We start from the raw sequence: 25,977 nt of genomic DNA, 5'->3' as shown, positions 1-25,977 counted from the left end.
GCGTCAGGGATGTGTCAGTGGCTGTGCTCCTCCCCCGCACCGGACAGCGGAGCCCGGGATGCCTCCGCGGGATCCGACGGAGCGGAGTTCCCAACGCCGGGATCCCCCGCGCCGGTGACGCCGGTACCGAAGCGCTCCCCCGTGCCCCGGGGTTCCTTCTGGTCCTGGTCCGGCTCATCCGAACGCACCCGCGTGAGCCGCCAGACGGCCAGTGCAATCAGCCCGATGCCCAGCAGTGCCAGCCACAGGAAGGTGTAGCCCCGCAGGTACCAGAGCACAGCCAGTACAACACCGGCTGCACCCCAGAGCGTGAACAGTCTCCGGCTGGCAAGCAGGCCGAACGCCAGCAGCCCGGCGTGGGCCACCAGTGCCCACAACTGTTTGCCCGCGCCCCCGCTGATGATGGTGGAGAGCCCGCTCAGCGAGAGGATGGCCGCCGAGGCGGCCAGGACGATGGTGCCCCGGTCCTCACGTTGACGGAGGTACTCGTACGCGGCCAGGCCGGCCAGGACGCATGCCCAGTACTGCAGGGACCAGAAGCCGTTGACCTCTCCCAGCAGAAGCCAGGCAATGCGTTGAACCGCCAGTGCCGCAAGGAGCGCCGCCGCCTGTGCGGCCGGTTCCCGGAATCTGGCCGGCACCTCGAACAGGCCAACACCCAGGGCCGCGGCCAGGGTCAGGGACCCCGCTGTTGCCGAGGCGTCAGGGGCCATGGCCGGGATGGCTGCCATGGCCAGGATGAGGGAGGCACCGGCGCCCATGATGCGCCGCCGCAGGACACCGTCCCGTTGCTGCTGTGCAGCGGATTCGGAGCCGTGCACCGGAAGCAGCGGCCGGATCACCAGCAGCACCGACGCTGCGGCCCAGGCAGGCACCAGGGCGGCATAGCCTGTTTCCAGCATCCCGCCGAGCACTGTGCCAGCCGGGGACCAGCAGAGGAAAAGCATGGCGGTCACCAGCAGGGGCGGCAGCCCGGCAGCCAACCAGGGACGCTGCCTGGAGTAGGACCACGCCAGGAAGAGGGCACCGGCGAAGCCGAAGGCGGCGGCAGCCAGGAGAGCGCTGCCCGATGCTGCAGCGAGAAGCAATGCCGCCGCCGTATAAACAGCGCAGATTGCGAGAAAAGCGGTGCGAAGAGGCAGCTCCAGGTCCCGCCGCGACTCAGCCGACAGCCCGGCAGCGGCCAGTCCCAGCAGGGTTGCCCCGGCTGCCACCGGACTCAGGACGGCTTCGGGGAGCAGCCCTGCACTGTCAAAGTCCGGCAGGCGGGTTAGCACTACGGGCAGCGTGCCCAGTGCAAGGCCGGCGATATAAATGGCCCATTGCGAGCGCGGCCGATGGTCTGTGTGCCAGCGGATAAAGGCAGCCGCTGCGCTGAGCAGCAGGAGGATCAACTGCACGCTGACAACGTCCCGCCTGGCACCCGGTCCGGCGTTTACCGCATACGCGATGGGTGCCAGCATCAGGAGGCCCAGGCTTACCCACCCCGAGACTTCGGCATATCCCAGCTTGTCGAAGCGCCGGGGCAGAAGGGTCCGGATGATGTGCTGGGCAGCAAGCGCCGTGGTTCCGGCGACGAATGCCCCATGCCGTCCCGCATCCAGGTCCAGAGCCGCGAGAACAGCCAGCAGCACCACGAGTGCCTGGATGCCCAGCAGATACAGGCCTCGTGTCGGGAGCGCCCGGTTCAGTGCCAGGGAGGCACAGTAAGCGAGGGCAGTCAGCGCCAGTGCCTCATACCCGTGTATCCCCAAGGCTCCGCCGCCGAGCATGGCTGCCGCGGCGAACCCTGCCGGGGCAGCCACCTCGTACAGGGAGAGTCGCAGCAGTGTCAGGGAAATGGCAATGTTTGCTGCCAGCCCTCCCCAGATCAGCGCCAGGCTCCACACGACCGGAGCATCGATGCCTCGGGACACCGCGGCGGCAATAACGACAATCAGCCCGGCCGACACCGTCAGTTCAGCCGCGAACGGCAGTGCAGTGCCCCGCCGTACCCGCATCGCAATGGACAACTGGATCAGGACCGCCACCGATGCTGCCATGAGCAGGAGGAACACGAGCGTTCCGTCCTGCCGCCCGGGGCCCGCCAGGACGGTATAGGCCAGAGGTACGGTGCCGGCGGCACAAAGGCTTCCCCATTGTGCAGCACCGGCCAGGCCCAGCGGTTCCAGTTGGCGGGCGAAAACTGCCCGGAGTGCCGCGCAGACGCCAATGCCTACCGCGGCTACGGCGAAGACACTGTGGATCTCCCCGGTTACGTCTGCCGCCACCAGGGCGGCGAGGACAATGAAGAGAACCTGCGTCGCCAGCAGGTAGGCACCACGCAACGGGTTGGTGCGCCCGAGGACAAGGTAGATGCAGTACACGATCGCTGCCGAAACCAGCACCACATAGCCCCGCACGCCCAGTAGCCCTGCCCCTGCCGTGGCGGCAGCCACAAAGCCGGCTGGAGCCAGCAGAGCCGGCCAGGTCCGCCGCAGCAGCAGCGCAGTGAGGATATTCAGGGCCAAAGCACCCGCGAGGACAGCAAGGGCGACGGCGGTGGCATCCACTGTGCGGACGCCCACGCTGAGCAGTAGCGCAAGCGCCGAAGCGGCGGTGGCCGAGACGGCGGCGTGATCCGCTGCCCGGTCCGGACCGGACGCAGCCGTGCGGGGACGCACTACGGTGGCGGCGGCATTGACGGACCCAGCCGCGGGGACCTCGTGACCGGGACCAGTGACAGGACGGGGACCTGTGACAGGAGCGGGACCAGTGATGGGACCGGGCTTGATCCCGTCGCCGGGGACAACGGCCGCCAATCCGGCGTCCGTGATGACCCGCGGCCGTGCCGCTGCGAATGCGGCTACGCCCTGCATGACCAGCGCGGATGCCGCGGCAATCACCAGCAGTGCCAGCCCGGTTCCGGGCCGGGCCGCTGTGTAGGTCAGGATGTAATAGGCCGGAGCCGTCAGTGACAGCACCATCAACGTTGTCCACGTAAAGGTCCGGGCCAGCCCCAATGGCTGCAGGCGCCTGTGGAGGATAATCCTGGCTACATGCTGGACGGCGAGTGAAGCCGCCAGCGCCATGAAGATGCCGTGCACGTCCATGCCCAGGTCCGCCGCAACCAGCCCTGTCAGGATGGTTAGCGAAACCTGGCCCGCGGCCATGTAGAAGGTGCGGTGTACGCGCGGCCCAAACTTCCAGGCCAGCAGCGCGCAGTAAACCAGTGCCGCGGCAACCAGCAGCTCGTAGCCGCGCACGCCCAGCAACCCGGCACCCATCAGGGCAGCGGCGGTGAAGCCCAGCGGACCGGCCGCCAGGAACCGGCTTCGGGACAGATGAAGCGCCGTCAGGATATTGACCGCGACCATTATCCAGAGCCCGGCCACGGCATGGGTGGGGGCCAGCCCCGGCTGGAAGCACAGCACCAGGACAGCTGCGGCGGCTCCGACGGCCGAAACAAGAATCACCCGGCCCGGGACATACTCCTGCTTCCCTCGGGATACCCGGATAACGGATACTGCCTGGTTGGCGGCCATGGCCACCACGGCGGTCAACAGCGTCCAGGACCAGGCCGCCTCTTTCCCCGCACCCGACAGCGACGCCAGCACGGCCAACGGGATCAGTAGGACGCCCGCCGTCCGGGCGGCAAGCACAAACTGCCTGCGTGTTGCTTCTCCCCTGGCACGTACCACCAGGTACGCGGTAAGCACCGCCGTGACCAGGACGGATGGCCACAAAGGCTCCCTCGCCAGCAGGGCATGAGGGACAAAAGACAGGCCCAGCGGAACAATGGCGGCGAATTCCAAAAGCCCGCCCACGGTTCTTGCCGCCGCAAGATAGGTGCCGAGGACCACCAGGATGGTCGCCGAAAAGATGAGTGTGCTCCCCGACGGGGCGGCAAGGGCCTGGAACAGCCCGGCGGCAAGCCCCGTGGCAGCCTGTATCACCAGCAGGGCTGCGATGTCGGCACGGAAGAACCTGCGTGCCCGCGTCTGCGGGTCGACTGCCGGTTTCTTTGCCAGGCTGACACGGCCCGCAGCCGGCGCCCCGCCTGGTGTTCCGCCGGATGGCGCTCCTTCTCCGGCAGCGTCCCCCTCCGCATGTAGGCCCGGTGATCCTTCCCTGAGCCGGTCAACTCCTGCTTCTTCGTGCAACCCTTCGTCCAGAGGCAGTCCTGCGGTCCGGGAGGCGACCTGCAGCAGGGCAGCGGCTCCATACACCGGTTTGCGCAGCAGGATACCGACCAACTGCGCTGCGATCTGCACGGCGAATGCCAGCACCGTCGCCTGCGTACTCCCGGTGAAGGAGTAGCACAGGGCGGTGAGGCCCACGGTTCCGGCGGCCCGCAAGCCATAGCTGTTTGCCAGCTGGTTCCTCGCCGGGCCCTGCCACATCATGACCGCGTAGTGGAGAGCGAACGCCAGGAACAGGATGGACAGCTGGCCCGCCGTCAGGTCCCCCGATATCTGGACCGCGGCAATTGCCGTGGCGGGAACCAGATACCGGTGCGACCTGACGAATGCGTCGAGATACAGATTGTTCAGCCACTTCGGCCGGCGGATTGCGGCAAGGCTGATCAGGGTGGCAAGCACAACGGTAAACAGGAAGTACCAGATGATCCCCGAGCGGAGAACAGCGCCAGAGGCCAGACCGGAGGACAGCAGGAACGTCAGTGCCAGGTACGTAACCACCCGGCTGTCAATCCTCGCGGCGGCATAGGCAAACGCTACTGTGCCCACCAGCGACGTGATGAGCCATGCCGCCGGTCCGTCCTGCAGGACCACGGTGTGCAGTGCCAGTCCGGCAACCGGTATCAGCGCCAGCCCCGTACCGGTGAAGGCCACGGCGGCCGGACGGAGTCGGCGGCTGCGGGCATGGACCACGAGCCCGGATACATAGAACAGCGCCGTGACGCCCACGACGCCGAGGAAGCGGGCCCCGGCGGGGATGGCCAGCCCAATGAAGAGGGCCGCGGCCGCAACAAGCAGCAGACTGGCGGAGTAGAGCGTGATGTTGATGTTCCGCAGGTCCCTCCGGCGTTTTTCAGCCTGCAACTGCGCCTCTGTTTTGACCGGCGGGGCCGGCCTGGCGGGCCTGGCTGGCGCGGGAATCGCGGGAGTTGAGGGAGTTGAGGGAGCCGCAGGCGGGAGACCACCGCGTCCGGCCGTTCCCATCGGACGTAGCGGTGCCCCGGTACCGCGCGGGGCCGGCACATGCGGGGGCCGGGGGCCCGAGGGCGCGGAAGCGGGGGCCGCACCCGCCCGGGCAGCCGGGGCAACGGGAGGGGGCAGCGGACGTGACTGCGCGGGCTCTGAGGGGGATGCCCATACCGGTGGAACCGCCTGGACGGGCTGCCCGGCACTCCCCTGCCCTGCCTGTACCGCCCCCAGATGGCCGGCTGATCCGGCTCCTGACGGTCCCGTCTCCCCGGCGCCTCCGGGCCCGGCCGCCTGCCCGGTTCCTGCCTGCCCGTGCCGTGCAGCGGCGGCAGAGAGCCCCGCGCGGTAACCCTCGTCATAAATCTGCGCTGGCGGCGGCACGCGGCGGCCAAGCAGGTCCGTGCCCCGGCCCGCCCTCACGCCCACGACGCGCCCGACGAAGAAACTGGCCGTTATGGCAGCCAGGAATAGCAGGAAGACCCCCATGTCACTGCTTCCTTCCGGTTGGCGTATTTGCTGCCCATCCTAAGGTGTTGCCGCCTGCAAGCTGCGTCACCCGCACCCTCGGTTGTGCATAAGGCTGCCGGTAAGTCTCGCGGGCGGCTCCTGTGGAGGAGAACTGCGACCGAAACCGCCGTGACCACGTGATTGACCTCGGCAGCTCCGCGTCTCGGCGAGAGCTGTTCCCGCTCGGCAACCCAACTGGTAGCGTCGTCCGCGCATGGGGTAGCGGCAGCCACGCAGACGACAGAAAGGCCTCACGGCCATGTATCTTTCGGTCCTCGGAACCCGCAGCGGCACGGACACCGGCAGCATCACCGGCACGGTGCAGGTTCCCAACTCCAAGTACCACGCCCACCGCGCCCTGATCCTGGCATCGCTGGCACCGGGCACCAGCCGGATCTCCGGCTTGACCGATGCACGCCACGTGCAATACACCGTGGCCATGCTTCGGCAGCTGGGCACCGGGATTGACGTGCAGGACGATACCTTCGTTGTCCGCGGCGGACCCTACCGGCCCCGCAGCGCCGCCGTGTCCGCGGGCAGCTCCGGCACCACACTGTATTTCATGGCGGGTCTCGCTTCGCTGGGCTCCCGCGACGTCGTCGTAACCGGCCAGAAGTACTTCCAGCGGCGGCCCATCGGCGCCCTGTTGGCAGCGCTGCGCCAAATGGGTGTGGACATCTCCGCCGCCAATGACTGCCCGCCGCTGCGGGTCCCTGCCGGCCGGCCGTACGGCGGCGAAGTGCATATCCCCGGCACCCTCTCGCAGTGGATATCCGGGCTCCTGCTCCTTGCCCCGTTCGCCCGCACCGAAACCACGGTGATCGTCGATGGCGAGCAGAACGAAAGCAGTTACATAGAGCTGACGGTTGCCATGATGCGGCGTTTCGGCCTGGAAGTGGACGCCGCCGAAGACTTCCGCCGTTTCCGGATAGCACCGAACCAGCAGGCCGTTCCCGCCGACCTGCGGATGCCGCCGGATATCGGATCCGCTGCCTTCGGCATCGCCGCCGCCGCGCTCCACCCGGCCGATGTGACGCTCGCCGGGCTCCCGGCTGTCTCCTCAGCGGGATCGGACCACCCCGAGGCGGATTTCCTAGACCTGGCAGCGCAGATGGGCGTGCCGATGGTGGCCGACGCCGCAACCGGGTCCGTCAGCATCCGGCATGGCGGGGTGCAGCTGTCCCCGATCGACGTCGACTGCCGGCGGGTGCCGGACATGCTCCCGGTTCTATCGGTAATGGCATGCCTGGCCCGCGGCCGCAGCACGTTCCGGAACGTCGACCACGTGCGGATGAAGGAATCGGACCGGGTTGCAGCCATGCTGCAGTTGAACTCCATGGGGGCCGACCTCACGGTGGAAGGATCCACTCTGATAATCCGCGGCGTCCCGGGGCTGAACGGGGCGGATCTTTCCTCATTCAACGATCACCGGGTCCTGATGTCCCTGGCGCTGGCAGCGACCGCGGCCGAGGGCCGCAGCACCCTGACCTACCCCCATGCCTACCGGATCTCCTACCCCGAGTATCTTGCGGCCATGACCACGTTTGGGCTGCGGATGAAGGTGGAGGAAGGAGGAATCCGACGCCCCAGCATCGCCCGCCCGGTCCGTACCGCCAGGGGCAGCCGGGCACGCACCATCAAAGGCCAGGCCGCGGTGGAAGCTGCGGCGTCGGTCACGGGGCCCGAATGGGTCCGGCGGTGGTCCGCGGAACGGCCCAATGAGAGCGCAGTGATCGACGGCGGTGCGGGCACCGCGGGCCATCTGACCTGGGCGGAGCTGGACGCGCAGGCTGACAGGGTTGCGGCGGCCCTGCTGGAACGCGGAATCCGCCCGGGAGACCGGGTGGCGTTCCAGCTCCCCAACCGCAGCGAATTTGTCATTCTCACTGTCGCGGCCCTGCGTATTGGTGCCGTCGCAGCGCCCGTGATGCCGATTTTCCGTGAGCGCGAGGTCGCCATGGCCCTGGACCGTGCCCACGCCCGCCTGTTCGTGACTGTGGAGGAGTTCCGCGGCCGCCGCCCCGCAGAGGAACTCGCGGGGCTGCTGCGGCGCGCCGGCGGCACCGGCACCGAGACCGCCCCCACCGTCGAACAGGTCCTGGTGCTGCGGGAGGCGCACTCCCGGCGCCCCCTGCCCCGGGTGCCCGGCGGCCCGGAGTTCGCCGACTGGGCACGCACGGTGGAAGGTGCCCGGCCGGACCACCGGGTGCTGGCCCGGTATGCGCCGGCCGCCAGGGATGCGGCCCAGCTGTTGTTCACCTCCGGGACGTCCGGCGAACCGAAGGGTGTGGTGCACCGCCATTCCACGCTCAGCCGCGCCGCTGCCATGGAAGTCGCCCATCTGGGCCTGACCAGTGACGACGCAGTCTTTATCCCCTCCCCCCTTGCCCACCAAACCGGGTTCCTCTACGGCATGTGGCTGTCCTTTGTCCTGGGCTGTCCGCAGATCCTGCAACCGGTGTGGGATCCGGCACGCGCCCTGGCGCTGATGAACGGCTGGCGTGCCACCTTTGTCCAGGCCGCCACACCGTTCCTCGCGGATCTGGTCCGCGCTGTGGATGCCGGTGCCCCGGCACCATCCAGCCTGCGGATCTTCGTGAACACGGGGGCCGCTGTACCCCGGCATTTGGCTGAACGCGCCACCCGCGTCCTTGGCGCCCGGATCTGCGGTGCCTTCGGCACCACGGAAACCTGCCTTGGCACCCTGGCATCGCCTCGGGACGAACCGGTAAAGGTGTGGGGCACCGACGGGCGTGCGCTGTCCGGGGTGCGGACACGGATTGTCGACGACGACGGGCGGCTCCTTCCTGCCGGGGTTGAGGGCAACTTCGAGCTGGACAGCCCGACCGTCTTTGACGGTTACCTTGACCGGCCGGACCTGACCAAGGAAGTCTTTACCGAAGACGGCTGGTACCGTACCGGCGACACCGGCGTCATCGATGATGACGGGTTCCTGCACATCACGGGCAGGGTCCGGGACATCATCAACCGCGGAGGGGAGAAAATCCCGGTGGCTGAGATTGAGCAGTTGCTCTACCGCCATCCCGCCGTGGCCGACGTGGCGCTGGCCGCCATGCCGGATGACCGGCTGGGTGAGCGGGCCTGCGCCTTTGTGGTTCCCGCCCCGGGAACCGCGCCCCGGCTTACGGACCTCACTGCATTCCTGGACCGACACCAGGTGTCCAAGCACTACTGGCCGGAGCACCTTCACCTCATGGAGGATATTCCGCGCAATGCGGTGGGCAAGGTGCAGAAGTTCCTGCTGCGTGACATGGCTCGCGGTTTCACCGGCCGTGACGGTGCCTCCGCAGCCCCCGTTTATCCCCCGGATCGGAGCACACTGTGAGCGTCACCGCCATCACCCCGGACGGCCGGGGCAGCAGCGTTTCCGACGCCGGGTACCGCGGCCTGCTCTCCGCCGTCACGTCCTGGGTGGAGGGGCCCGGCGAGGAATGGGCCGGACGCATTGAGGCCTCCGGGCAGGTCCCTGAGGCCCTGTGGAAGGAACTGCGCGAGGCCGGTTTCCTCTCCCTCGCGGCGCCCGTCGAGTTGGGCGGACAGGGGCTGAGTTTTGTGCAGTGGATGGGGCTAATGGAGGTTTTCTCCCGGTCCCACGCCTCCATCCGCATGATCGTGCACGTGGTCAACGGCACCTGGCGGGCGATGAACCCGCACGCAGACGAGGACCAACGGGAGAAGTTTGTCCGCCCTTCCGTGGCGGGCGATCTGATCGTCGCGTTCACGCTGACGGAACCGGGCAACGGCACCGGTGCCGACATTACCTCCAGTGTCCGGCGGGACGGGGACACCTATTACCTGACCGGGCGCAAGCACCTGATTACGTTCGGCGTGCGCTGCGACTACTGGCTGCTGTTCGCGCGGCTGGCGGGCAGCACCGGCAGTGACGGCACCGTGGCGCTGCTGGTGGACCGGCATGCCCCTGGTGTCACTGTGGAGGACACCTCCGAAACGCTCGGGGTGCGCGGGACGGACCACGCCTCACTGACATTCACGGACACCCCGGTCCCGGTATCCCACCGGCTGGGAGCGGAAGGTGACGGGCTGGCGGTGGCCCTGGGCGGTTTCCTGACCCCCAGCCGGATCTCGGTGGCCATGAGCTGTGTGGGCCTGGCCCAGCGGGCGCAGCAACTCGCGGTGGCTTACGCCTTGGAGCGCACCACGTTCGGCAAACCGCTGGCGTCGCGGCAGGCCATCGCCTTTGCCCTCGCGGAGAACGAGGCAGATATCTCCGCGGTCCGGGCATTGACCCTGCAGGCAGCGGAAGCCTGGCAGGAGGGTGCGGCCGCCGCGCCGGCGCTCTCATCGATGGCCAAGCTGACGGCAGTGGACATGCTCAGCCGTGTCACTGATAAGGCGCTGCAGGTTCACGGCGGCATTGGATACTGGAAAACCATGCCCATTGAAAGGGTGTACCGGGACGCTCGGGCCCAGCGCTTCGAAGAGGGCACCAATGAAATCCAGAAAACGGTCATAGCCCGCGACCTTTTCCGCCGGGCTTCGGCTGCCCGTGCCGATGCAGCCGCCGCAGCGGCCGTGCCGGACCCGGCGGCTGCACCGGACGCGCTCGGCTGACGGCTCGGGGCCCGGCGATGCTGGAGAGGGTTTTCTCCCCCGTTTCACTGGGTCGGCTGCGCCTGCCCCACCGGATTGTGATGGGATCCATGCACCTGAACCGGGAGGACGATCCGCAGGCGCTGGCGGCCTTCTACCGGGAACGGACCGTCGGGGGTGCCGCCCTGATCGTCACCGGCGGTGCCGCGGTCAGCCGCATGGGTGCGGGGGGACCGAACTATCTGCTGATTAACGAACCGCCGGCCGCCGGACTGCTCTCCCCCACCCTGGACGCGGTGCACGGCGCCGGCGGGAAGGTTGCCCTGCAGCTCTTTCACGCCGGCCGGTACGCTTTCGAATCCACCTACGGTCTCCGCCCGGCCGCGCCGTCGGAGGTCTACTCCGGCTTCTCCCGGGTGCTGCCGGCAGCTCTGACGCAGCAGCAGATTGAGGCCACCCTGGCAGATTTTGCAGCGGCTGCTGCCAAGGCGCAGGCTCTGGGCTTCGACGCCGTGGAAATTATGGGTTCCGAGGGTTACCTGATCAATCAGTTCGCTTCACCGCTCACCAACCTCCGTACGGACGGGTGGGGCGGGGACCGTTGGCGCAGACAGCAGTTTCCGCTGGCCGTCCTCGCAGCGGTACGCGGCGCCGTCGGACCCGCTTATCCGATCATCTACCGCACGTCCGGGGCTGACCTGGTTCCGGGTTCCAGCACGCCGCCGGAATCCCGTGACCTCGCAGTGGCGCTGGCAGCAGCCGGCGCCGACGCCCTCAACATCGGGATCGGCTGGCACGAGTCTCGTGTGCCGTCCGTCCAGGCGCTCGTCCCGCACGGGCACTGGATGGGTTTTGCGGGCAGTATCCGTGCGGCCCTGGCCGACGCCGGCGTACCCGTACCGGTGATCGGCAGCAACCGGATCAACTCGCTGCATCTGGCCGAACAGGCACTCACGGCAGGCCACGCCGATGTGGTGTCCATGGCGCGCCCGTTCCTTGCCGATCCGGAAATCGTGGCGAAGACCCGGCGCGGTCAGGCAGCCCTGGTGAACACCTGCATTGCCTGTAACGAGGCCTGCATAGACCGTTCCCTCGGCGCGGAACCGGTTTCCTGCCTCGTCAATCCGAGGGCCGGACGCGAGCTTGACTATCCGGTGGACGGTGCATCCTCCGTCCCCCGGCCGGATCAGCGCGTCGCCGTCGTGGGGGCAGGACCGGCGGGGCTGCAGGCGGCTGCCACGCTCGCACAGTCCGGGCTGCCCGTGGACCTGTATGAGGAAGGCGATGGGATCGGGGGCCAGTTCCGCCTGGCCGGGCGGGTGCCGGGAAAGGAGGATTTCCTGCAGACGATCAGGTATTTCCGCAATGAGCTCCGGCGGCTTCAGGTACAGGTTTCCACCGGGGTTTCCCCCGGCCCGGCGGCCCTGGCCGGTTATGCCCACGTTATCCTCGCCACGGGGGTCCGTCCCCGGCCGGTTCCGCTGCCCCGCACCGGCGGGCTCCCCGTCCGGGATTACCGTGAGGCGTTCGCCGAACCCGCGGGGCTGGGCCGCCGGGTGGTGGTTATCGGAGCCGGCGGCATAGCCGTTGACCTCGCCCGGCTGCTCACGGGTATCCGTGGAGGTCCGCCGCACGTCACCATCCTCCGGCGCGGACAGCGGATCGGCGAGGGGATCGGCCCGTCCACCCGCTGGGCGGTCCTGCAGGAACTCACCGCTGCCGGAGTGCGGTTGCTTCCCGGGACCACTCCCCTGGAGGTCACACCGGACGGACTGGTGGTGGCCAACCGTTCCGGCACCCTGCTGCTGCCCGCGGATGCCGTGGTGCTGGCGGCCGGCCAGGTGGCGCACAATCCCCTCCACTCTGCCCTCCTGCGCCGGGGTATCCCCTGCACCGTCATCGGCGGAGCGCTCGACGCCTCGGGCCTGAACGCGGTGCGGGCCTTTGACCAGGGACTGAACGCGGGCTCGTTAGTGGCCCGGAGCCTGCACGAGCGTGCCGGCATTAAACGCAGCAGGACCCCGCTGCCGTAGCAACGGGGCCCTGCTAAGAACCGAAGAGGTTCAGGCTAGAACATCAAATTACTTGATGATCTTGGTGACGCGGCCTGATCCAACGGTGCGGCCGCCTTCGCGGATAGCGAAGCCGAGGCCCTCTTCCATAGCGATGGGCTGGATGAGCTCAACGGTCATCTCAGTGTTATCGCCGGGCATAACCATTTCAGTGCCCTCGGGGAGGGTGATGACGCCGGTTACGTCCGTGGTACGGAAGTAGAACTGCGGGCGGTAGTTCGAGTAGAACGGGTTGTGGCGTCCGCCTTCATCCTTGGACAGGATGTAGACGTTGGCTTCGAAGTCGGTGTGCGGGGTGATGGAACCCGGCTTCACGACAACCTGGCCACGCTCTACGTCTTCGCGCTTGATGCCGCGGAGCAGCAGGCCACAGTTCTCGCCGGCCCATGCTTCGTCAAGCTGCTTGTGGAACATCTCGATACCGGTAACCGTGGTCTTCTGGACCGGACGGATGCCGACGATCTCGACCTCGGAGTTGATGGCCAGGGTACCGCGCTCGGCGCGGCCCGTGACAACGGTTCCACGACCGGTGATCGTGAAGACGTCCTCGATCGGCATCAGGAACGGCTTGTCCTTGTCGCGAACGGGGTCCGGCACGTTGTTGTCAACGGCTTCCATCAGCTCTTCGACGGAAGCAACCCACTTGGGGTCGCCTTCCAGAGCCTTCAGGCCGGAAACACGGACGACGGGAGCGTTGTCGCCGTCGAAGTCCTGGGAGCTCAGCAGTTCGCGAACTTCCATTTCCACGAGGTCGAGCAGTTCTTCGTCGTCAACCATGTCGGACTTGTTCAGTGCGACCAGCAGGTAGGGAACACCAACCTGGCGGGCGAGCAGAACGTGCTCGCGGGTCTGGGCCATCGGACCGTCGGTAGCGGCAACCACGAGGATTGCGCCGTCCATCTGAGCTGCACCAGTGATCATGTTCTTGATGTAGTCAGCGTGGCCGGGGGCGTCAACGTGTGCGTAGTGACGCTTCTCGGTCTGGTACTCGATGTGCGAGATGTTGATGGTGATACCGCGCTGGCGCTCTTCAGGTGCAGAGTCGATAGCAGCGAAATCGCGCTTTTCGTTCAGATCAGGGTACTTGTCAGCAAGCACCTTCGAAATGGCAGCGGTCAACGTGGTCTTGCCATGGTCAACGTGACCAATGGTGCCGATGTTGACGTGCGGCTTAGTCCGCTCGAACTTTGCCTTCGCCACGGGTTCCTCCTAGAGAGTTAGAAGACTCAATCTCCAGCCGCGCTTTTCGCAACTGAAACTGATGTAAGTCTACTGGGGGCTGTTTATTTGATGAAATTGCCGATTTCCGCAGCAGCCTGGCGAGGCCGCTCAGTCTGGCTATACAGCGGGCTTCCGGCCGAAGCTTTGGCCCGCTGCACACAGCCGGTGTTCCGAGGTTGTCCCCGGAACACCGACCAGGGTTTTATTCGCCGCGCGTCTTCTGGATGATCTCGTCGGCTACTGCCTTCGGGACCTCCGCGTAGCTGTTGAACGACATGGAGTACACGGCACGGCCCTGGGTCTTGGACCGCAGGTCGCCGATGTAGCCGAACATGCCGGACAGCGGGACGTGTGCCCGGATGACCTTTACGCCGGCTGCATCTTCCATGGACTGCATCTGTCCGCGACGGGAGTTGATGTCACCGATAACTTCACCCATGTATTCCTCAGGGGTGCGGACTTCAACATCCATCATCGGTTCCAGAAGGACCGGGCTGGCCATCCGTGCGGCTTCCTTGAAGGCCTGGCGTCCGGCAATCTTGAACGCCATTTCCGAGGAGTCGACGTCGTGGTACGCGCCGTCAAGCAGCGTTGCCTTGATGCCGACAACCGGGTAACCGGCGAGCACACCGTCGGTGAGGGCGCTCTGGATACCCTGGTCAACGCTGGGGATGTATTCGCGCGGAACACGACCACCGGTGACCTTGTTCTCGAATTCGTAGAACGTGCCGTCGGAAGTATCCAGCGGCTCGATCGCGATCTGGATCTTTGCGAACTGACCCGAACCACCGGTCTGCTTCTTGTGCGTGTAGTCATGCTTGGCAACGGCACGGCGGATGGTTTCGCGGTAAGCAACCTGGGGCTTGCCCACGTTGGCTTCGACGCGGAACTCACGGCGCATACGGTCAACCAGGATGTCCAGGTGCAGCTCGCCCATACCGGCGATGATGGTCTGGCCTGTGTCTTCGTCGAGGGAGACCTGGAAGGTCGGATCCTCTTCGGAGAGCTTCTGGATGGCGGTGGAGAGCTTCTCCTGGTCACCCTTGGTCTTCGGCTCGATGGCCACGGAAATCACGGGCTCCGGGAAGCTCATGGATTCCAGCACGATCGGGTTCTGAAGATCGCACAGGGTGTCGCCCGTGGTCGTATCCTTCAGCCCGATGGCGGCGTAGATGTGGCCCGTCGTGATTTCCTCGACCGGGTTTTCCTTGTTGGCGTGCATCTGGAAGAGCTTTCCGATGCGCTCCTTCTTCTGCTTGGTCGCATTCATGACCTGGGCGCCGGAAGCAGCGTGACCGGAGTACACGCGGATGTAGGTCAGACGTCCGAAGAACGGGTGCGTCACAACCTTGAACGCCAGCGCGGAGAACGGAGCGTCGGCATCTGCGGCGCGTTCGAGGATGACCTCTTCGTCGCGGATGTCGTGGCCCTTGATGTTCGGCACGTCAAGCGGGCTGGGGAGGTAGTCGACGACGGCGTCAAGCATCGGCTGAACGCCGCGGTTCTTGAACGCGGAGCCGCAGAGAACCGGGTAAACCAGCGAGTTGATGGTCAGGTGGCGGATGCCGGCCTTGAGTTCCTCGATGGTGAGTTCTTCACCTTCGAGGTACTTGTTCATCAGCTCGTCGCTTGCCTCGGCAACGGTCTCGACCAGCTGGGCGCGGTACTCTTCGGCCTTTTCCTGCAGGTCTGCGGGAATCGGTTCGATTTCGTACTTGGCGCCCATGGTGACATCACCCTTGGCGTCGCCGCGCCAGGTGAGGGCACGCATTTCGAGGAGGTCAACAACGCCCTCGAATTCGCTCTCGGCACCGATCGGCAGCTGCAGAACCAGCGGCTTGGCACCCAGGCGGTTGATGATCGTGTCGACGGTGAAGTAGAAGTCAGCGCCGAGCTTGTCCATCTTGTTGACGAAGCAGATGCGCGGGACGTTGTACTTATCAGCCTGGCGCCAGACAGTCTCGGACTGCGGCTCCACGCCTTCCTTGCCGTCGAAAACGGCTACGGCGCCGTCGAGCACGCGCAGGGACCGCTCAACCTCGACGGTGAAGTCAACGTGACCCGGGGTGTCGATGATGTTGATCTGGTTGTTGTCCCAGTAGCACGTGGTAGCTGCGGAGGTAATGGTGATACCCCGCTCCTGCTCCTGTGCCATCCAGTCCATCGTGGACGCACCGTCGTGGGTCTCGCCGATCTTGTGGTTGACACCCGTGTAGAACAGGATGCGCTCGGTAGTCGTAGTCTTGCCGGCATCAATGTGGGCCATGATGCCGATGTTGCGGACCTTATTCAGGTCGGTAAGCACGTCAAGTGCCACGGTTTCTCCCTATATTTGGTGTTTGCCGTTTCGACTGCGTTTATCTGCCTTGGGCCCTGCACCCCGCCGAAGCGGAATGCAGGGCCTTGAAGGAGGGGCCGCCGTCGGCCGGGCTTATTACCAGCGGTAGTGGGCGAAGGCCTTGTTGGACTCGGCCATCTTGTGGGTGTCCTCGCGGCGCTTCACAGCTGCACCGAGACCGTTGGAAGCGTCCAGGATTTCGTTGCGCAGGCGCTCGGTCATGGTCTTCTCGCGGCGGGCCTTGGAGTAGCCAACCAGCCAGCGCAGTGCCAGTGCAGTTGCACGGCCCGGCTTGACCTCAACGGGGACCTGGTAGGTGGCGCCGCCGACGCGGCGGGACTTAACCTCGAGGCTGGGCTTGATGTTGTCCATGGCCTTCTTCAGGGCTGCAACCGGATCCTGTCCGGTCTTCTCCTGGGCGCCTGCAAGTGCACCGTAAACGATGCGCTCTGCGGTGGACTTCTTGCCGTCGATCAGGACCTTGTTGATCAGCTGCGTGACCAGCGGGGAGCCGTAGACGGGATCCAGTACTAGCGGCCGCTTGGGGGCCGGACCCTTGCGGGGCATATTACTTCTTCTCCATCTTCGCGCCGTAGCGGCTGCGAGCCTGCTTGCGGTTCTTGACACCCTGGGTATCGAGGGCACCGCGGACGATCTTGTAGCGAACACCGGGAAGGTCCTTCACACGGCCGCCGCGCACCAGCACGATGGAGTGTTCCTGAAGGTTGTGACCCACACCGGGGATGTAGGCGGTTACTTCGATGCCGCCGTTGAGACGGACACGTGCAACCTTACGCAGAGCCGAGTTCGGCTTCTTCGGGGTGGTCGTGTAAACGCGGGTGCAAACACCACGGCGCATCGGGCTGCCCTGGAGGGCAGGAGCCTTGGTCTTGGAGACCTTGGGTGAGCGGCCCTTGCGGACCAGCTGCTGAATCGTAGGCACTTTCGTGTTCTCCGTTTTTTCTCGAGATAATTCTCTGGTTGCCCCGCCCCGCTGTCGGCTGAAGCCGGCTTCGGGGCGGTGCGCTTAAAGTCGTTGCCGCAATGCCCCGAGAAGTTCCGTGTTCTCGCCGAAAGCGACCGTAGGCGTGCAAAAGTGTGGCATTCGTTGCGCAAGAACCCCGCAACCCGGAAACAGGCCCGCCCATTCCTTTCGGAATGCATTCCCCCGAGTATCTCACCACGGGGGGCACGCGAGCGGCCTTCATCCACTGCCACACAAACAATTGGTTTCCAGTCTAACAGACTTAACGCCTCCTGCGGTGACGTGAGTGCAGGATCACTAACTGCGGGCAGCGAGGGCCGCCGTGATGGTGGCCGATGCCTGCTGCAGGTGCGGCAGCACACTGGCAGCTGCGTCTTCCAGTGTAGGCCCGCCCAGGCCCATGGTGGCCTGCATGGACGTATTCAGCGCTGCGGTGACCCTGCCCTGCGGGTCATACACGGGAACCGCCACGGAGCGCAGGCCCTGTTCGAGTTCCTGGTCCACCACCGCCCATCCCTGTTCGCGGACGCCGGCAACCAGTTCGCGGAATTTGTTCGGGTCGGTGACGGTCCGGTCGGTGAGGGGCTGCAGCTGCACTGCGGCGAGGTAGTCCTCGAACTGTTCCTCCGGCAGGCCGGCAAGCAGCACCCGGCCCATGGACGTTGCGTAGGCCGGGAAGCGGGTACCCACGGCAATACCGACCGTCATCAGCCGGCGGGTATGGATCCGGGCTATATAGACAATCTCGTTGCCGTCGAGCACTGACGCGGACGTGGATTCGGAGATCTGCCGGGACAGGTCCTCGAGCACGGGCTGGGCCAGCTGGGGCAGGGACTGGCCCGACAGGTAGGAATATCCCAGCTGCAGCACCAGCGCGGTGAGCTCGAACATGCGCCCGTCCGTGCGGATGTAGCCCAATTCCACCAGGGTGAGCAGAAAGCGCCGGGCCGTGGCCCGGGTCAGGCCGGTGCGCCGCGAAACCTCGCTGAGCGTCATCTGCACGTGGTCTGCGTCGAACGCGCGGATCACCAGCAGGCCCCGGGCCAGCGACTGCACATACTGGTCGCTGGCCGGCACGGTCTCGCTCATCTGTCCCCCATGGTTGGTGTGCTGCTAGCTTCCGTCCGCGGCGCGGATCAGCGGAATGTCCATCTTCGCCGCCAGCTCTTCGAAGGTGGTGCCGAAGGTCTCGCGGACGTGCACGCCGTCGTCCTTCAGCAAAAAGACTGCTTCATTAGTGTAGACGCGGGTCACGCACCCCACGCCCGTGAGCGGATAGCTGCACTCCTTCACCAGCTTGCTCAGGCCGTCCCGCGTGAACAGGGACATCATCACGTAGACATCCTTGGCCCCGGTGGCCAGGTCCATCGCGCCGCCGACGGCGGGGATGGCGTCGGGGGCCCCGGTGTGCCAGTTGGCCAGGTCGCCGGTCGCGGAGACCTGGAAGGCGCCCAGCACGCAGACATCGAGGTGTCCGCCGCGCATGATGGCGAAGGAGTCCGCGTGGTGGAAGTAGGCCGCGCCCGGCAGCTCCGTCACGGGAATCTTTCCGGCATTGATCAGGTCCGGATCCACCTCGTCGCCGTGTGCCTCCGGTCCCATGCCGAGCATGCCGTTCTCGGTGTGCAGGGTGACGTTCTGCTCCGGCACCAGATAGTTCGACACCAGGGTGGGCTGCCCGATGCCCAGGTTCACGAACGAGCCGGGGGCAATGTCGGAGGCGACCAGGGCGGCGAGTTCGTTCTTATCCAGCTTCTTGTCGGTGCTCATGCTACGGCCGGTGCTTTCTCCCGGTCCACGCGGACCAGGCTGTTGACGTAGATCCCGGGGGTGACAACGTTTTCGGGGTCCAGTCCCCCAACGTCCACAATCTCGCGCACCTGCACAATGGCATGCCTGGCGGCGGCGGCCATGATGGGACCGAAGTTCCGCGCCGTCTTGCGGTAGACGAGGTTGCCGGCGGTGTCCGCGCGCAGCGCCTTCACGAGCGCGAAGTCCGCGTGCAGGGGTGTCTCAAAGACGTACCCGCGGCCGTCGATGATCCGGGTTTCCTTGCCTTCTGCCAGCGGGGTTCCGTAGGCGGTGGGGGTAAAGAACCCGCCGATGCCGGCTCCCGCGGCACGGATGCGTTCGGCCAGGTTGCCCTGGGGTACGAGTTCCAGTTCGATCTCCCCGGCGCGGTAGCGGGCGTCGAAGATCTGCGAATCGGACTGCCGCGGGAAGGAGCAGATGATTTTCTTTACGCGGCCGGCACCGATCAGGGCTGCCAGGCCCTGTTCGCCGTTGCCTGCGTTGTTGTTGACCACGGTCAGGTCTGTGGCGCCCTGGCGCAGCAGCGCCTCGATGAGTTCCACGGGCTGGCCGGCCCGGCCGAATCCGCCGATCATTACGGTGGCCCCGTCGTGGATGGGCGCTACGGCCTCATCTACGTCCTGCACTATGTTGAGCACGGTTTTTCCTAACGTGTGCGGTGTCTGGGTATCAGTTGGTGTTTTCGAGCACGACGGCGAGGCCCTGGCCCACGCCGATGCAGATGGCCGCCACGCCCCAGCGCTCACCGGAATCCTGCAGGCGGCGGGCCAGCGTGCCCAGGATGCGCGTGCCGGAAGCACCCAGCGGGTGGCCGATGGCCACGGCACCGCCCCAGGCGTTGACGATGCCGGGATCCACGTCCCAGGCGTCCAGGCAGGCCAGTGACTGGGCGGCGAAGGCTTCGTTCAGTTCCACGGCTCCGACGTCGCCCCAGCTGATCCCGGCACGCTTCAGGGCCAGGTTGGCCGCTTCCACGGGGGCATAGCCGAAGAACTGCGGTTCGTTGGCTGCCGCGCCGCGTCCGGCGATCCGCGCCAGCGGCGCCAGGCCGAGGATGCCGGCGGCGTTTTCGCTGCCCAGCCATGCCGCGGAGGCGCCGTCGTTCAGCGGTGAGGCGTTGCCTGCGGTGACGGTGCCGCCGGAAGCATCATCGGATGCGGGCCGGAAGACGGTGCGCAGGGTGGCCAGCTTTTCCACGGTGGAACCTGCCCGGATGCTTTCATCGCGATCCAGCTCCACACCGTCAACGGCTACTGTGAGGTCCGCGTATTTCCCCTCGTCCCAAGCCTTGGCGGCCAGCGCGTGGGAGGCTGCGGCGAACTCATCCTGGCGGTCCCGGGTGATGCCGTATTTCTCGCGCAGCTGTTCGGTGGCTTCACCCAGGGAGACCGTCCATTCCTTGGGCATGGCGGGATTGACCAGGCGCCAGCCCAGGGTGGTGGAGGCCAGGGTCTGGTCCCCGGCCGGGTAGGGCTTTTCGTTCTTCGGCAGCACCCAGGGAGCGCGGCTCATGGACTCGGCACCGCCGATGAGCATCAGGTCCGCTTCGCCGGTGTTGATCTGACGGGAGGCGATCAGGGCCGCATCCAGTGAGGATCCGCAGAGCCGGTTCACCGTGGTGCCCGGGATGGAGGTGGGCAGGCCGGCGAGCAGGGTTGCCATGCGGGCGACGTTGCGGTTTTCCTCGCCTGCACCGTTGGCGTTGCCGAAAACCACCTCGTCGATGCGTGCCGGGTCCAGGTCCGGAGCGCGGGAGACGGAGGCCTTGATGACCTGGGCGGCGAGGTCATCCGGGCGGACCCCTGCGAGGGCTCCGCCGAACTTGCCGAAGGGGGTGCGGACTGCGTCGTAGATATAGGCCTGGTTCACCGGTGCTCCTTGAAACTCAAAACTCGTACTGGATTGTCTGGCTGGGTGGTGCTCGCTGCCGCTGGGCCGCGCAGTTGCTAGTCCGCGGAGTCGATCTCGCGGAAAACGCCCTGCGCCACCTTGAAGGCGGAGTTCGCTGCGGGAACCCCGCAGTAAATAGCGGACTGCAGGACAATTTCCTTGATCTCGTCCCGGCTCAGGCCGTTGCGCAGCGCGGCCCGCACGTGCATGGCGAACTCTTCGAGGTGACCGTGGGCAATCAGCGCCGTGAGGGTCACGGCGCTGCGCATGGTCCGCGGCAGGCCGGGCCGGGTCCAGATGGTGCCCCACGCGTACTGGGTGATCATGTCCTGGAAGTCGGTGGTGAACTCGTCTTTGCCGGCGTTGGCGCGGTCCACATGCTCGGAGCCCAGGACTTCCCGGCGGACGGCCATGCCCTCGTCGTACACGTCCTGCCGGCTCTTGTGTCCGTCTGCAATCACTGTCTTATTTCCCTTCCAGGTACTGGGTGCCGAAGAAGTCCTTCAGCAGCTCGGCGGTCCGTCCCGGCTGCTCGACCGGGACCAGGTGGGCGGCATCCTCCACGACGGCGGCCGTTCCGTTGGCGGCGCGGTCCGCGATGAGCTCCGCGAACGACGGCGGGGTGACAACGTCTTCGGCCCCGGCCACGGCAAGGACGGGGACAGTGATGTCCGGCAGCCGGTCACGGACGTCGAATCCGGCCAGGGCCGAACAGCAGAAGGCATAGGAGAAGCGGTCGGTGTTCTGCAGCGAGTGCAGCAGCGCGGACGCGGCGGAGGGCTCGCGTTCCATATATCCGGGCGCGAACCAGCGCTGTCCGGAACCGACTATCTGGGTGGGGGTGCCCTGCACCCTGACGGTTTCGGCACGTTCTTCCCAGCCGCCGGCGTCGCCGATTTTGGCTCCGGAGCACAGCACCGCCAAACCCTCGAAGAGCCCGCCGTGATCCAGTCCCAGCTGCAGCCCGACGGCACCGCCCAGCGAGACACCCGCGTAGAAGACCGGCGCTTCGGGGGCAATGTCGCCCGCTGCCCGTGCGCTGCTGACCAGGTTGGCGACGCCGGCCGCGAGGTCGCCGACGCTGAAGGGCTCGGTTGCCGCGGGGCTGGCACCGTGGCCGGGCAGGTCCCAGCCGATCACGGTGAACGTGTCCAGGGCTGCCGCAGCACGGCTCCACAAAGGTGTGACCGCAGTCCCCAGCGACGGGCCGGCGATCAGGACAGGCGCTGCCTCTCCGGCGTTGGAGAGGCGGGTGGCCTTAAGGGCGGGAACACTCATGCTGATTGCTTTCCGGGGTAGGCGGCCGTGATGCGCTCTATGAGTGCGGCGGCCTCCCCTACGTAGTTGGCGGGATCAAGGATGTCCTCGAGCTCTGCGTCGGAGAGGATTCCGGACGGAACGGTGCTGCGCAGCACCGCGGCGAACGGTTCACCCGTGGAGAGCGAGCGGGCTACGGCCTCGGACACGATCTTCTTTCCGCGGCCGGGCACGCCGTCGTCCAGCCGGGGGGCGACGACGGCCATGATCTTTTCGCTGACCACCAGGGGGCCGGCGGCTGCCAGGTTCCGTTCCAGTGCCGCGGTATGGATCTGCAGGCCTTCGGCCAGTTCGGCGAGTTTGGCAGCTGCTCCCCCGGCCAGCCGGAGCAGGGAGCGCAAGGCCTGCCACTCCACGTGCCAGGAGCCGCTGGGACGCTCGTCATCCGCCGCCGCGGCGGCAGCCTGCAGCTGTACGCCGTGGCCGGGGGCGGCCAGCGCGGCGCTGCGGATCAGCACGGACAGCACCGGGTTCTGCTTCTGCGGCATGGCGGAGGAACCGCCGCGGCCGGCGGCGCGGGGTTCGGAGACCTCGCCGATTTCCGGCCGGCTCAGCAGCAGCACGTCGTTGGCCATTTTGCCCGCGGCTGCGGTGAAATCCTGCAGTGCTGCACCGAGGCCGGTTACGGGCAGACGGTTGGTTTGCCACGGTGCTACGGGGTCGGCCAGTCCCAGGGACCCGGCAAGGTGTGAGGCCAGGTCAAAGGGTCCGGGCGTGCCGCTGTCCGCGGCGGTCGCGGTGGTCAGCGCGGCCATGGTCCCTGAGGCACCGCCCCACTGCAGGGGCAGCCGGAGGGAGGCGGTGCGCAGGCCGTCGGCGGCCTGACCGATGCCGTGCAGCCACTGCGCGGCCCTCAGCCCGAAGGTGGAGGGCAGGGAGTGCTGGGTCAGTGTCCGGGCTACGCACAGGGTCCCGGCGTGGTTCCGGGCCAGGTTACCCAGTGCCGCCGCGGCCCGGTCCGCATCGGCCAGGATGGTGTCCAGCGCGCGGCGGGCCAGGAGCATGAGGGCGGTGTCCATGATGTCCTGGCTGGTGGCGCCGCGGTGGATCGCCGCTGCAGCCTCCGGGGACTGTTCCCGGGCCAGCTTCCGGAGATCCGCGAGCAGGGGGATCACCGGGTTGCCTCCACCCTGTGCCCGTTCCGCCAGGGATGCGGCGTCATACAGGGAAGCGTCGCTGACTGCGGCCACGGCAGCCGGCGCTCCGGGATCGGCCAGCCCGGCGTCGGCCAGCACCCGAACCCATGCCAGTTCCACATCCAGCAGGGCCTGGAGCAGCCCCGTGTCCCCCGTCAGCCCGGCTACCCGCGTGCCGGCCCATGCCGGTGCGAGCAGGCCGTAGTCTGCGCTCTCCGCTGCCCCCATGCCTACGCGCCCGGGTAGGTGAGGAAAACCGTTTCGTTTTCCCCCTGCAGGCAGATGTTCCACCGCAGTCCGCCGTCGGCCTCGCGGGTGGCAATGAGCGTGCGCCGCCGGTCCTCGGGAAGGGAGGAGAGCAGCGCGTCGCGTGCCAGTGCTTCCTCGTCATCGGGGAGGTACATGCGGGTATGCAGCTTGTTCAGCAGCCCGCGCGCGAAGATGACGACGGAGATGAAGGGGGCTGCGCCTGCTTCCGTGGGTCCGGGGTTCACCGTGGTGAACGTGTAGTTCCCGGCATTGTCCACGGCCGTGCGGCCCCAGCCGGTGAAGGTGTAGCCGTCCCGGACCAGGGAACCGGTGCGCTGCGGGATGTTGCCCTCGGCGTCGGCCTGCCAGATTTCGAGCAAGGCATCGGGGATGGTGTCCCCGGCTCCGTCCGTTACCGTGCCCTGCAGGCGGATGCTGCCGGGCAGGCCCGGCGCCAGGAGCTGGTTGTCCTTCTCGAAGGGAAGCGCGTAACCGTAGAACGGGCCGATGGTCTGCCCGGGGGTGGCGGTAAGTTTCTGCTCGCTCATTACTCTGCGTCCTCGTCTTCCATCCAGGTGCGGTTGCTGCCGGTGAGCACAATGTCCCAGTTGTAGCCCGTCGCCCACTCGTGCGATGTCAGGTTGTGGTCATAGGTGGCCACGAGGCGGTCGCGTGCCTTCTGGTCGGTAATCGACTGGTAGATCGGATCCAGCGCGAACAGCGGATCCCCGGGGAAGTACATCTGGGTGATCATGCGCTGGGTGAAGTCCGTGCCGAACAGGGAGAAGTGGATGTGGGCCGGGCGCCAGGCGTTGAAGTGGTTTTTCCAGGGATAGGGGCCGGGCTTGATGGTGGTGAACTCGTAGAAGCCGTCGTCGGTGGTGATGCAGCGGCCGACGCCGGTGAAGTTCGGGTCCAGCGGGGCCGGGTGCTGGTCGCGCTTGTGGATGTAGCGGCCGGCGGAGTTGGCCTGCCAGATCTCCACCAGCTGGTTGCGCACGGGACGTCCGTCGCCGTCGAGGATACGGCCGCGGACAATGATCCGCTCCCCCAGCGGCTCGCCGTTGTGCTGGATGGTCAGATCGCTCTCCAGCGCGTGCACGTCCTGGTGCCCGAACGCCGGTGACCACAGTTCAATCGTCTCGGGATCCACGTGGTGCGGATCCTTGGTGGGGTGGCGCAGAATGGAGCTGCGGTAGGGCCGGAAGTCGATGCGGGGCTGGCTTTCCGGGGCGGCGCCGTCCTGCACGGACTGGTCATACGCCGCATGGACCGAGGCAATCTCCGCCGAGATCTGGTCCTGCGACGCCTGTGCCGCATCCAGCTTCTCCACAACATGGCTGTCTGAGAAGAGATCCTCTTCCATTTCCATGGTTCTTCCTTTCGACTTCGGGCGCATCTTTGCGCTCCAGCTATCCAACATGCGTCCGCGTGGTCGAGACCACACTACACCGCTTGTTCATCTTGTGTACAGGTGTTCGTCATACGAACGGTATTAGGAGTTGGGCCATCCGGTGTAGGCCTCGGCCAGGTAGGCGCTGCCGTGCCGGGAGGCAACGACGCCGCTGAGCTCCCCGAGCGCACGCTTGCGTTCGAAGGGGCTGGCGTCTTCGCGGGTGTGCAGCATGGACGTCATCCAGTAGGAGAAGTTCTGCGCCCGCCAGACCCGCTTCAGCGCCTTGTCGCCGTAGCCCTCCAGCAGTTCCGGCGACTTGGTGGCATAAAAGGAATCAATGGCTTCGAACAATACCTGCACATCCGCAAGGGCGAGGTTCAGCCCCTTGGCTCCGGTGGGCGGAACCGTATGCCCGGCGTCACCGGCAAGGAAAAGGTTGCCGTAGCGCAGGGGCTCGCAGACATAGCTGCGGAACTTCAGCACCGTCTTTTCGAAGATGGGGCCCCGCTTCAGCTGCAGTCCGTCCGGTCCGTCCACCCGGGCCTGCAGTTCATCCCAGATCCGGTCCTCGGTCCAGGCATTGGGGTCCTCATTCGGATCGGACTGGAAGTACATGCGCTGCACCGTCTCGCTGCGCTGGCTGATCAGGGCGAATCCCCGGTCGGAATTGGCATAGATCAGCTCGGGGGCGCTGGGAGGAGCCTCGGTGAGGATGCCGAACCACGCGAAGGGGTATTCGATGAAATTATCCGTCCGCGCTTCCTTGGGGATGGAGCGTTTGCAGATGCCGGCGGAACCGTCGGCGCCAACCAGCAGCTCGCAGTGAATTTCGAACTCCGTGCCCTCGGCGTCGGTAAAGAGGATCTTCGGGGTATCGGTGGTCAGATCGGTGACGGAGGTGTCGCTGACCCCGTAACGCACGTCGCCGCCGTCGCGCTCCCGGGCTGCGGCCAGGTCGGTGAACACCTCGTTCTGCGGGTACAGCCAGACCGACTCCCCGACCAGGTCCTGGAAGTCGATCCGGTGGCTCACGCCGCCGAAACGGAGGTCGATTCCGTCATGCCGGTATCCGTCGGTGAGCACCCGGTTACTGACGCCCGTCTCGGTGAGCATTCGCACGCTGCCGTGTTCCAGGATGCCCGCACGGTGGGTGGTGCGGATGGTTTCGTGGTCCCGCTTTTCCACCACGATGTTACCGATTCCGGATTTCGCGAGCAGGTGGGAGAGCATCAGCCCTGCCGGGCCGCCTCCTACAATGCCGACCTGCGTCTTGATAACCGTGCGCTGTGCGCCCATCTGGTGCTCCCTTGGAAAATCTGTTGCGGTTCCTGCCCT

Annotated in this window: 18 protein-coding genes; 3 read left to right on the top strand and 15 right to left on the bottom strand. The window is 66.5% G+C overall.

The window, feature by feature from the left end; genetic code table 11:
- Nucleotides 1-14: 14 nt before the first annotated feature.
- A complete protein-coding gene (locus AC5RTS_RS10460) occupies nt 15-5,042 on the bottom strand; it encodes a hypothetical protein (protein ID WP_493991994.1) in 5,028 nt (1,675 codons plus the stop codon).
- Nucleotides 5,043-5,913: 871 nt separating this feature from the next.
- Here AC5RTS_RS10460 and aroA point away from each other — a divergent pair.
- Genes aroA through AC5RTS_RS10445 form a run of 3 tightly spaced genes read left to right on the top strand, consistent with a single transcriptional unit; the run spans nt 5,914 to nt 12,259 of the window.
- Nucleotides 5,914-9,000: a 3-phosphoshikimate 1-carboxyvinyltransferase gene (gene aroA / locus AC5RTS_RS10455; RefSeq protein ID WP_493991993.1), complete on the top strand. Its 3,087-nt coding sequence runs from the start codon at nt 5,914-5,916 to the stop codon at nt 8,998-9,000.
- Nucleotides 8,997-10,247, top strand: coding sequence for an acyl-CoA dehydrogenase family protein (locus AC5RTS_RS10450; protein ID WP_493991992.1), 1,251 nt, complete (start codon nt 8,997-8,999; stop codon nt 10,245-10,247). Before aroA ends, AC5RTS_RS10450 begins: the two co-directional genes overlap by 4 nt.
- A 17-nt stretch (nt 10,248-10,264) precedes the next feature.
- Nucleotides 10,265-12,259 carry an oxidoreductase gene (locus AC5RTS_RS10445; RefSeq protein WP_493991991.1) on the top strand — a complete coding sequence of 665 codons (1,995 nt, stop codon included), beginning with the start codon at nt 10,265-10,267 and terminating at the stop codon, nt 12,257-12,259.
- A 48-nt stretch (nt 12,260-12,307) separates the two neighbouring features.
- Here AC5RTS_RS10445 and tuf read toward each other — a convergent pair whose 3' ends face one another.
- The 14 genes from tuf to AC5RTS_RS10375 form a co-directional block, all read right to left on the bottom strand.
- The gene (gene tuf, locus AC5RTS_RS10440) at nt 12,308-13,498 is read right to left on the bottom strand and encodes an elongation factor Tu (protein WP_146361066.1); all 1,191 of its coding nucleotides are present in this window, start codon (nt 13,496-13,498) and stop codon (nt 12,308-12,310) included.
- Nucleotides 13,499-13,721: 223 nt separating this feature from the next.
- Nucleotides 13,722-15,836: an elongation factor G gene (fusA, locus tag AC5RTS_RS10435; protein ID WP_493991990.1), complete on the bottom strand. Its 2,115-nt coding sequence runs from the start codon at nt 15,834-15,836 to the stop codon at nt 13,722-13,724.
- A 117-nt stretch (nt 15,837-15,953) separates the two neighbouring features.
- On the bottom strand, nt 15,954-16,424 hold the full coding sequence (rpsG, locus tag AC5RTS_RS10430) for a 30S ribosomal protein S7 (RefSeq protein ID WP_227903869.1): 471 nt from the start codon (nt 16,422-16,424) through the stop codon (nt 15,954-15,956).
- Nucleotide 16,425: 1 nt separating this feature from the next.
- A complete protein-coding gene (rpsL, locus tag AC5RTS_RS10425) occupies nt 16,426-16,800 on the bottom strand; it encodes a 30S ribosomal protein S12 (RefSeq protein ID WP_104052742.1) in 375 nt (124 codons plus the stop codon).
- A 339-nt stretch (nt 16,801-17,139) separates the two neighbouring features.
- Nucleotides 17,140-17,931 (bottom strand): IclR family transcriptional regulator domain-containing protein, encoded by a 792-nt coding sequence (locus AC5RTS_RS10420; protein WP_493991989.1) that lies wholly within the window; start codon nt 17,929-17,931, stop codon nt 17,140-17,142.
- Between the two features lie 24 nt (nt 17,932-17,955).
- Nucleotides 17,956-18,612 carry a 3-oxoacid CoA-transferase subunit B gene (locus tag AC5RTS_RS10415; protein ID WP_493991988.1) on the bottom strand — a complete coding sequence of 219 codons (657 nt, stop codon included), beginning with the start codon at nt 18,610-18,612 and terminating at the stop codon, nt 17,956-17,958.
- Nucleotides 18,609-19,292: a 3-oxoacid CoA-transferase subunit A gene (locus tag AC5RTS_RS10410; RefSeq protein ID WP_493991987.1), complete on the bottom strand. Its 684-nt coding sequence runs from the start codon at nt 19,290-19,292 to the stop codon at nt 18,609-18,611. The genes AC5RTS_RS10415 and AC5RTS_RS10410 overlap by 4 nt, the downstream gene beginning before the upstream one ends.
- 31 nt (nt 19,293-19,323) lie before the next feature.
- On the bottom strand, nt 19,324-20,523 hold the full coding sequence (locus AC5RTS_RS10405; protein ID WP_493991986.1) for a thiolase family protein: 1,200 nt from the start codon (nt 20,521-20,523) through the stop codon (nt 19,324-19,326).
- Nucleotides 20,524-20,600: 77 nt separating this feature from the next.
- Nucleotides 20,601-21,005 carry a 4-carboxymuconolactone decarboxylase gene (pcaC, locus tag AC5RTS_RS10400; RefSeq protein ID WP_493991985.1) on the bottom strand — a complete coding sequence of 135 codons (405 nt, stop codon included), beginning with the start codon at nt 21,003-21,005 and terminating at the stop codon, nt 20,601-20,603.
- Nucleotides 21,006-21,009: 4 nt separating this feature from the next.
- A complete protein-coding gene (locus AC5RTS_RS10395; protein ID WP_493991984.1) occupies nt 21,010-21,822 on the bottom strand; it encodes an alpha/beta fold hydrolase in 813 nt (270 codons plus the stop codon).
- Nucleotides 21,819-23,225 (bottom strand): lyase family protein, encoded by a 1,407-nt coding sequence (locus AC5RTS_RS10390; protein ID WP_493991983.1) that lies wholly within the window; start codon nt 23,223-23,225, stop codon nt 21,819-21,821. Before AC5RTS_RS10390 ends, AC5RTS_RS10395 begins: the two co-directional genes overlap by 4 nt.
- Nucleotides 23,226-23,227: 2 nt before the next feature.
- Complete coding sequence (gene pcaG, locus AC5RTS_RS10385) at nt 23,228-23,794, bottom strand: protocatechuate 3,4-dioxygenase subunit alpha (RefSeq protein ID WP_493991982.1); 567 nt, start codon at nt 23,792-23,794, stop codon at nt 23,228-23,230.
- Nucleotides 23,794-24,612: a protocatechuate 3,4-dioxygenase subunit beta gene (pcaH, locus tag AC5RTS_RS10380; protein WP_493992016.1), complete on the bottom strand. Its 819-nt coding sequence runs from the start codon at nt 24,610-24,612 to the stop codon at nt 23,794-23,796. The genes pcaG and pcaH overlap by 1 nt, the downstream gene beginning before the upstream one ends.
- Before the next feature lie 129 nt (nt 24,613-24,741).
- On the bottom strand, nt 24,742-25,938 hold the full coding sequence (locus tag AC5RTS_RS10375; protein WP_493991981.1) for a 4-hydroxybenzoate 3-monooxygenase: 1,197 nt from the start codon (nt 25,936-25,938) through the stop codon (nt 24,742-24,744).
- Nucleotides 25,939-25,977 lie beyond the last annotated feature (39 nt).

Source organism: Arthrobacter sp. MDT1-49-2, from assembly GCF_059090185.1.
The sequence above is the reverse complement of the archived record's forward strand: the minus strand, read 5'-3'. Positions and strand labels throughout refer to the sequence as shown.

Coding starts and splice junctions, on each gene's coding strand:
- aroA (WP_493991993.1), top strand. CDS start 5,914: ATGTATCTTTCGGTCCTCGGAACCCGCAGCGGCACGGACACCGGCAGC.
- AC5RTS_RS10445 (WP_493991991.1), top strand. CDS start 10,265: ATGCTGGAGAGGGTTTTCTCCCCCGTTTCACTGGGTCGGCTGCGCCTG.
- rpsG (WP_227903869.1), bottom strand. CDS start 16,424: ATGCCCCGCAAGGGTCCGGCCCCCAAGCGGCCGCTAGTACTGGATCCC.
- AC5RTS_RS10420 (WP_493991989.1), bottom strand. CDS start 17,931: ATGAGCGAGACCGTGCCGGCCAGCGACCAGTATGTGCAGTCGCTGGCC.
- AC5RTS_RS10415 (WP_493991988.1), bottom strand. CDS start 18,612: ATGAGCACCGACAAGAAGCTGGATAAGAACGAACTCGCCGCCCTGGTC.
- AC5RTS_RS10395 (WP_493991984.1), bottom strand. CDS start 21,822: ATGAGTGTTCCCGCCCTTAAGGCCACCCGCCTCTCCAACGCCGGAGAG.
- AC5RTS_RS10390 (WP_493991983.1), bottom strand. CDS start 23,225: ATGGGGGCAGCGGAGAGCGCAGACTACGGCCTGCTCGCACCGGCATGG.
- pcaG (WP_493991982.1), bottom strand. CDS start 23,794: ATGAGCGAGCAGAAACTTACCGCCACCCCCGGGCAGACCATCGGCCCG.
- pcaH (WP_493992016.1), bottom strand. CDS start 24,612: ATGGAAGAGGATCTCTTCTCAGACAGCCATGTTGTGGAGAAGCTGGAT.
- AC5RTS_RS10375 (WP_493991981.1), bottom strand. CDS start 25,938: ATGGGCGCACAGCGCACGGTTATCAAGACGCAGGTCGGCATTGTAGGA.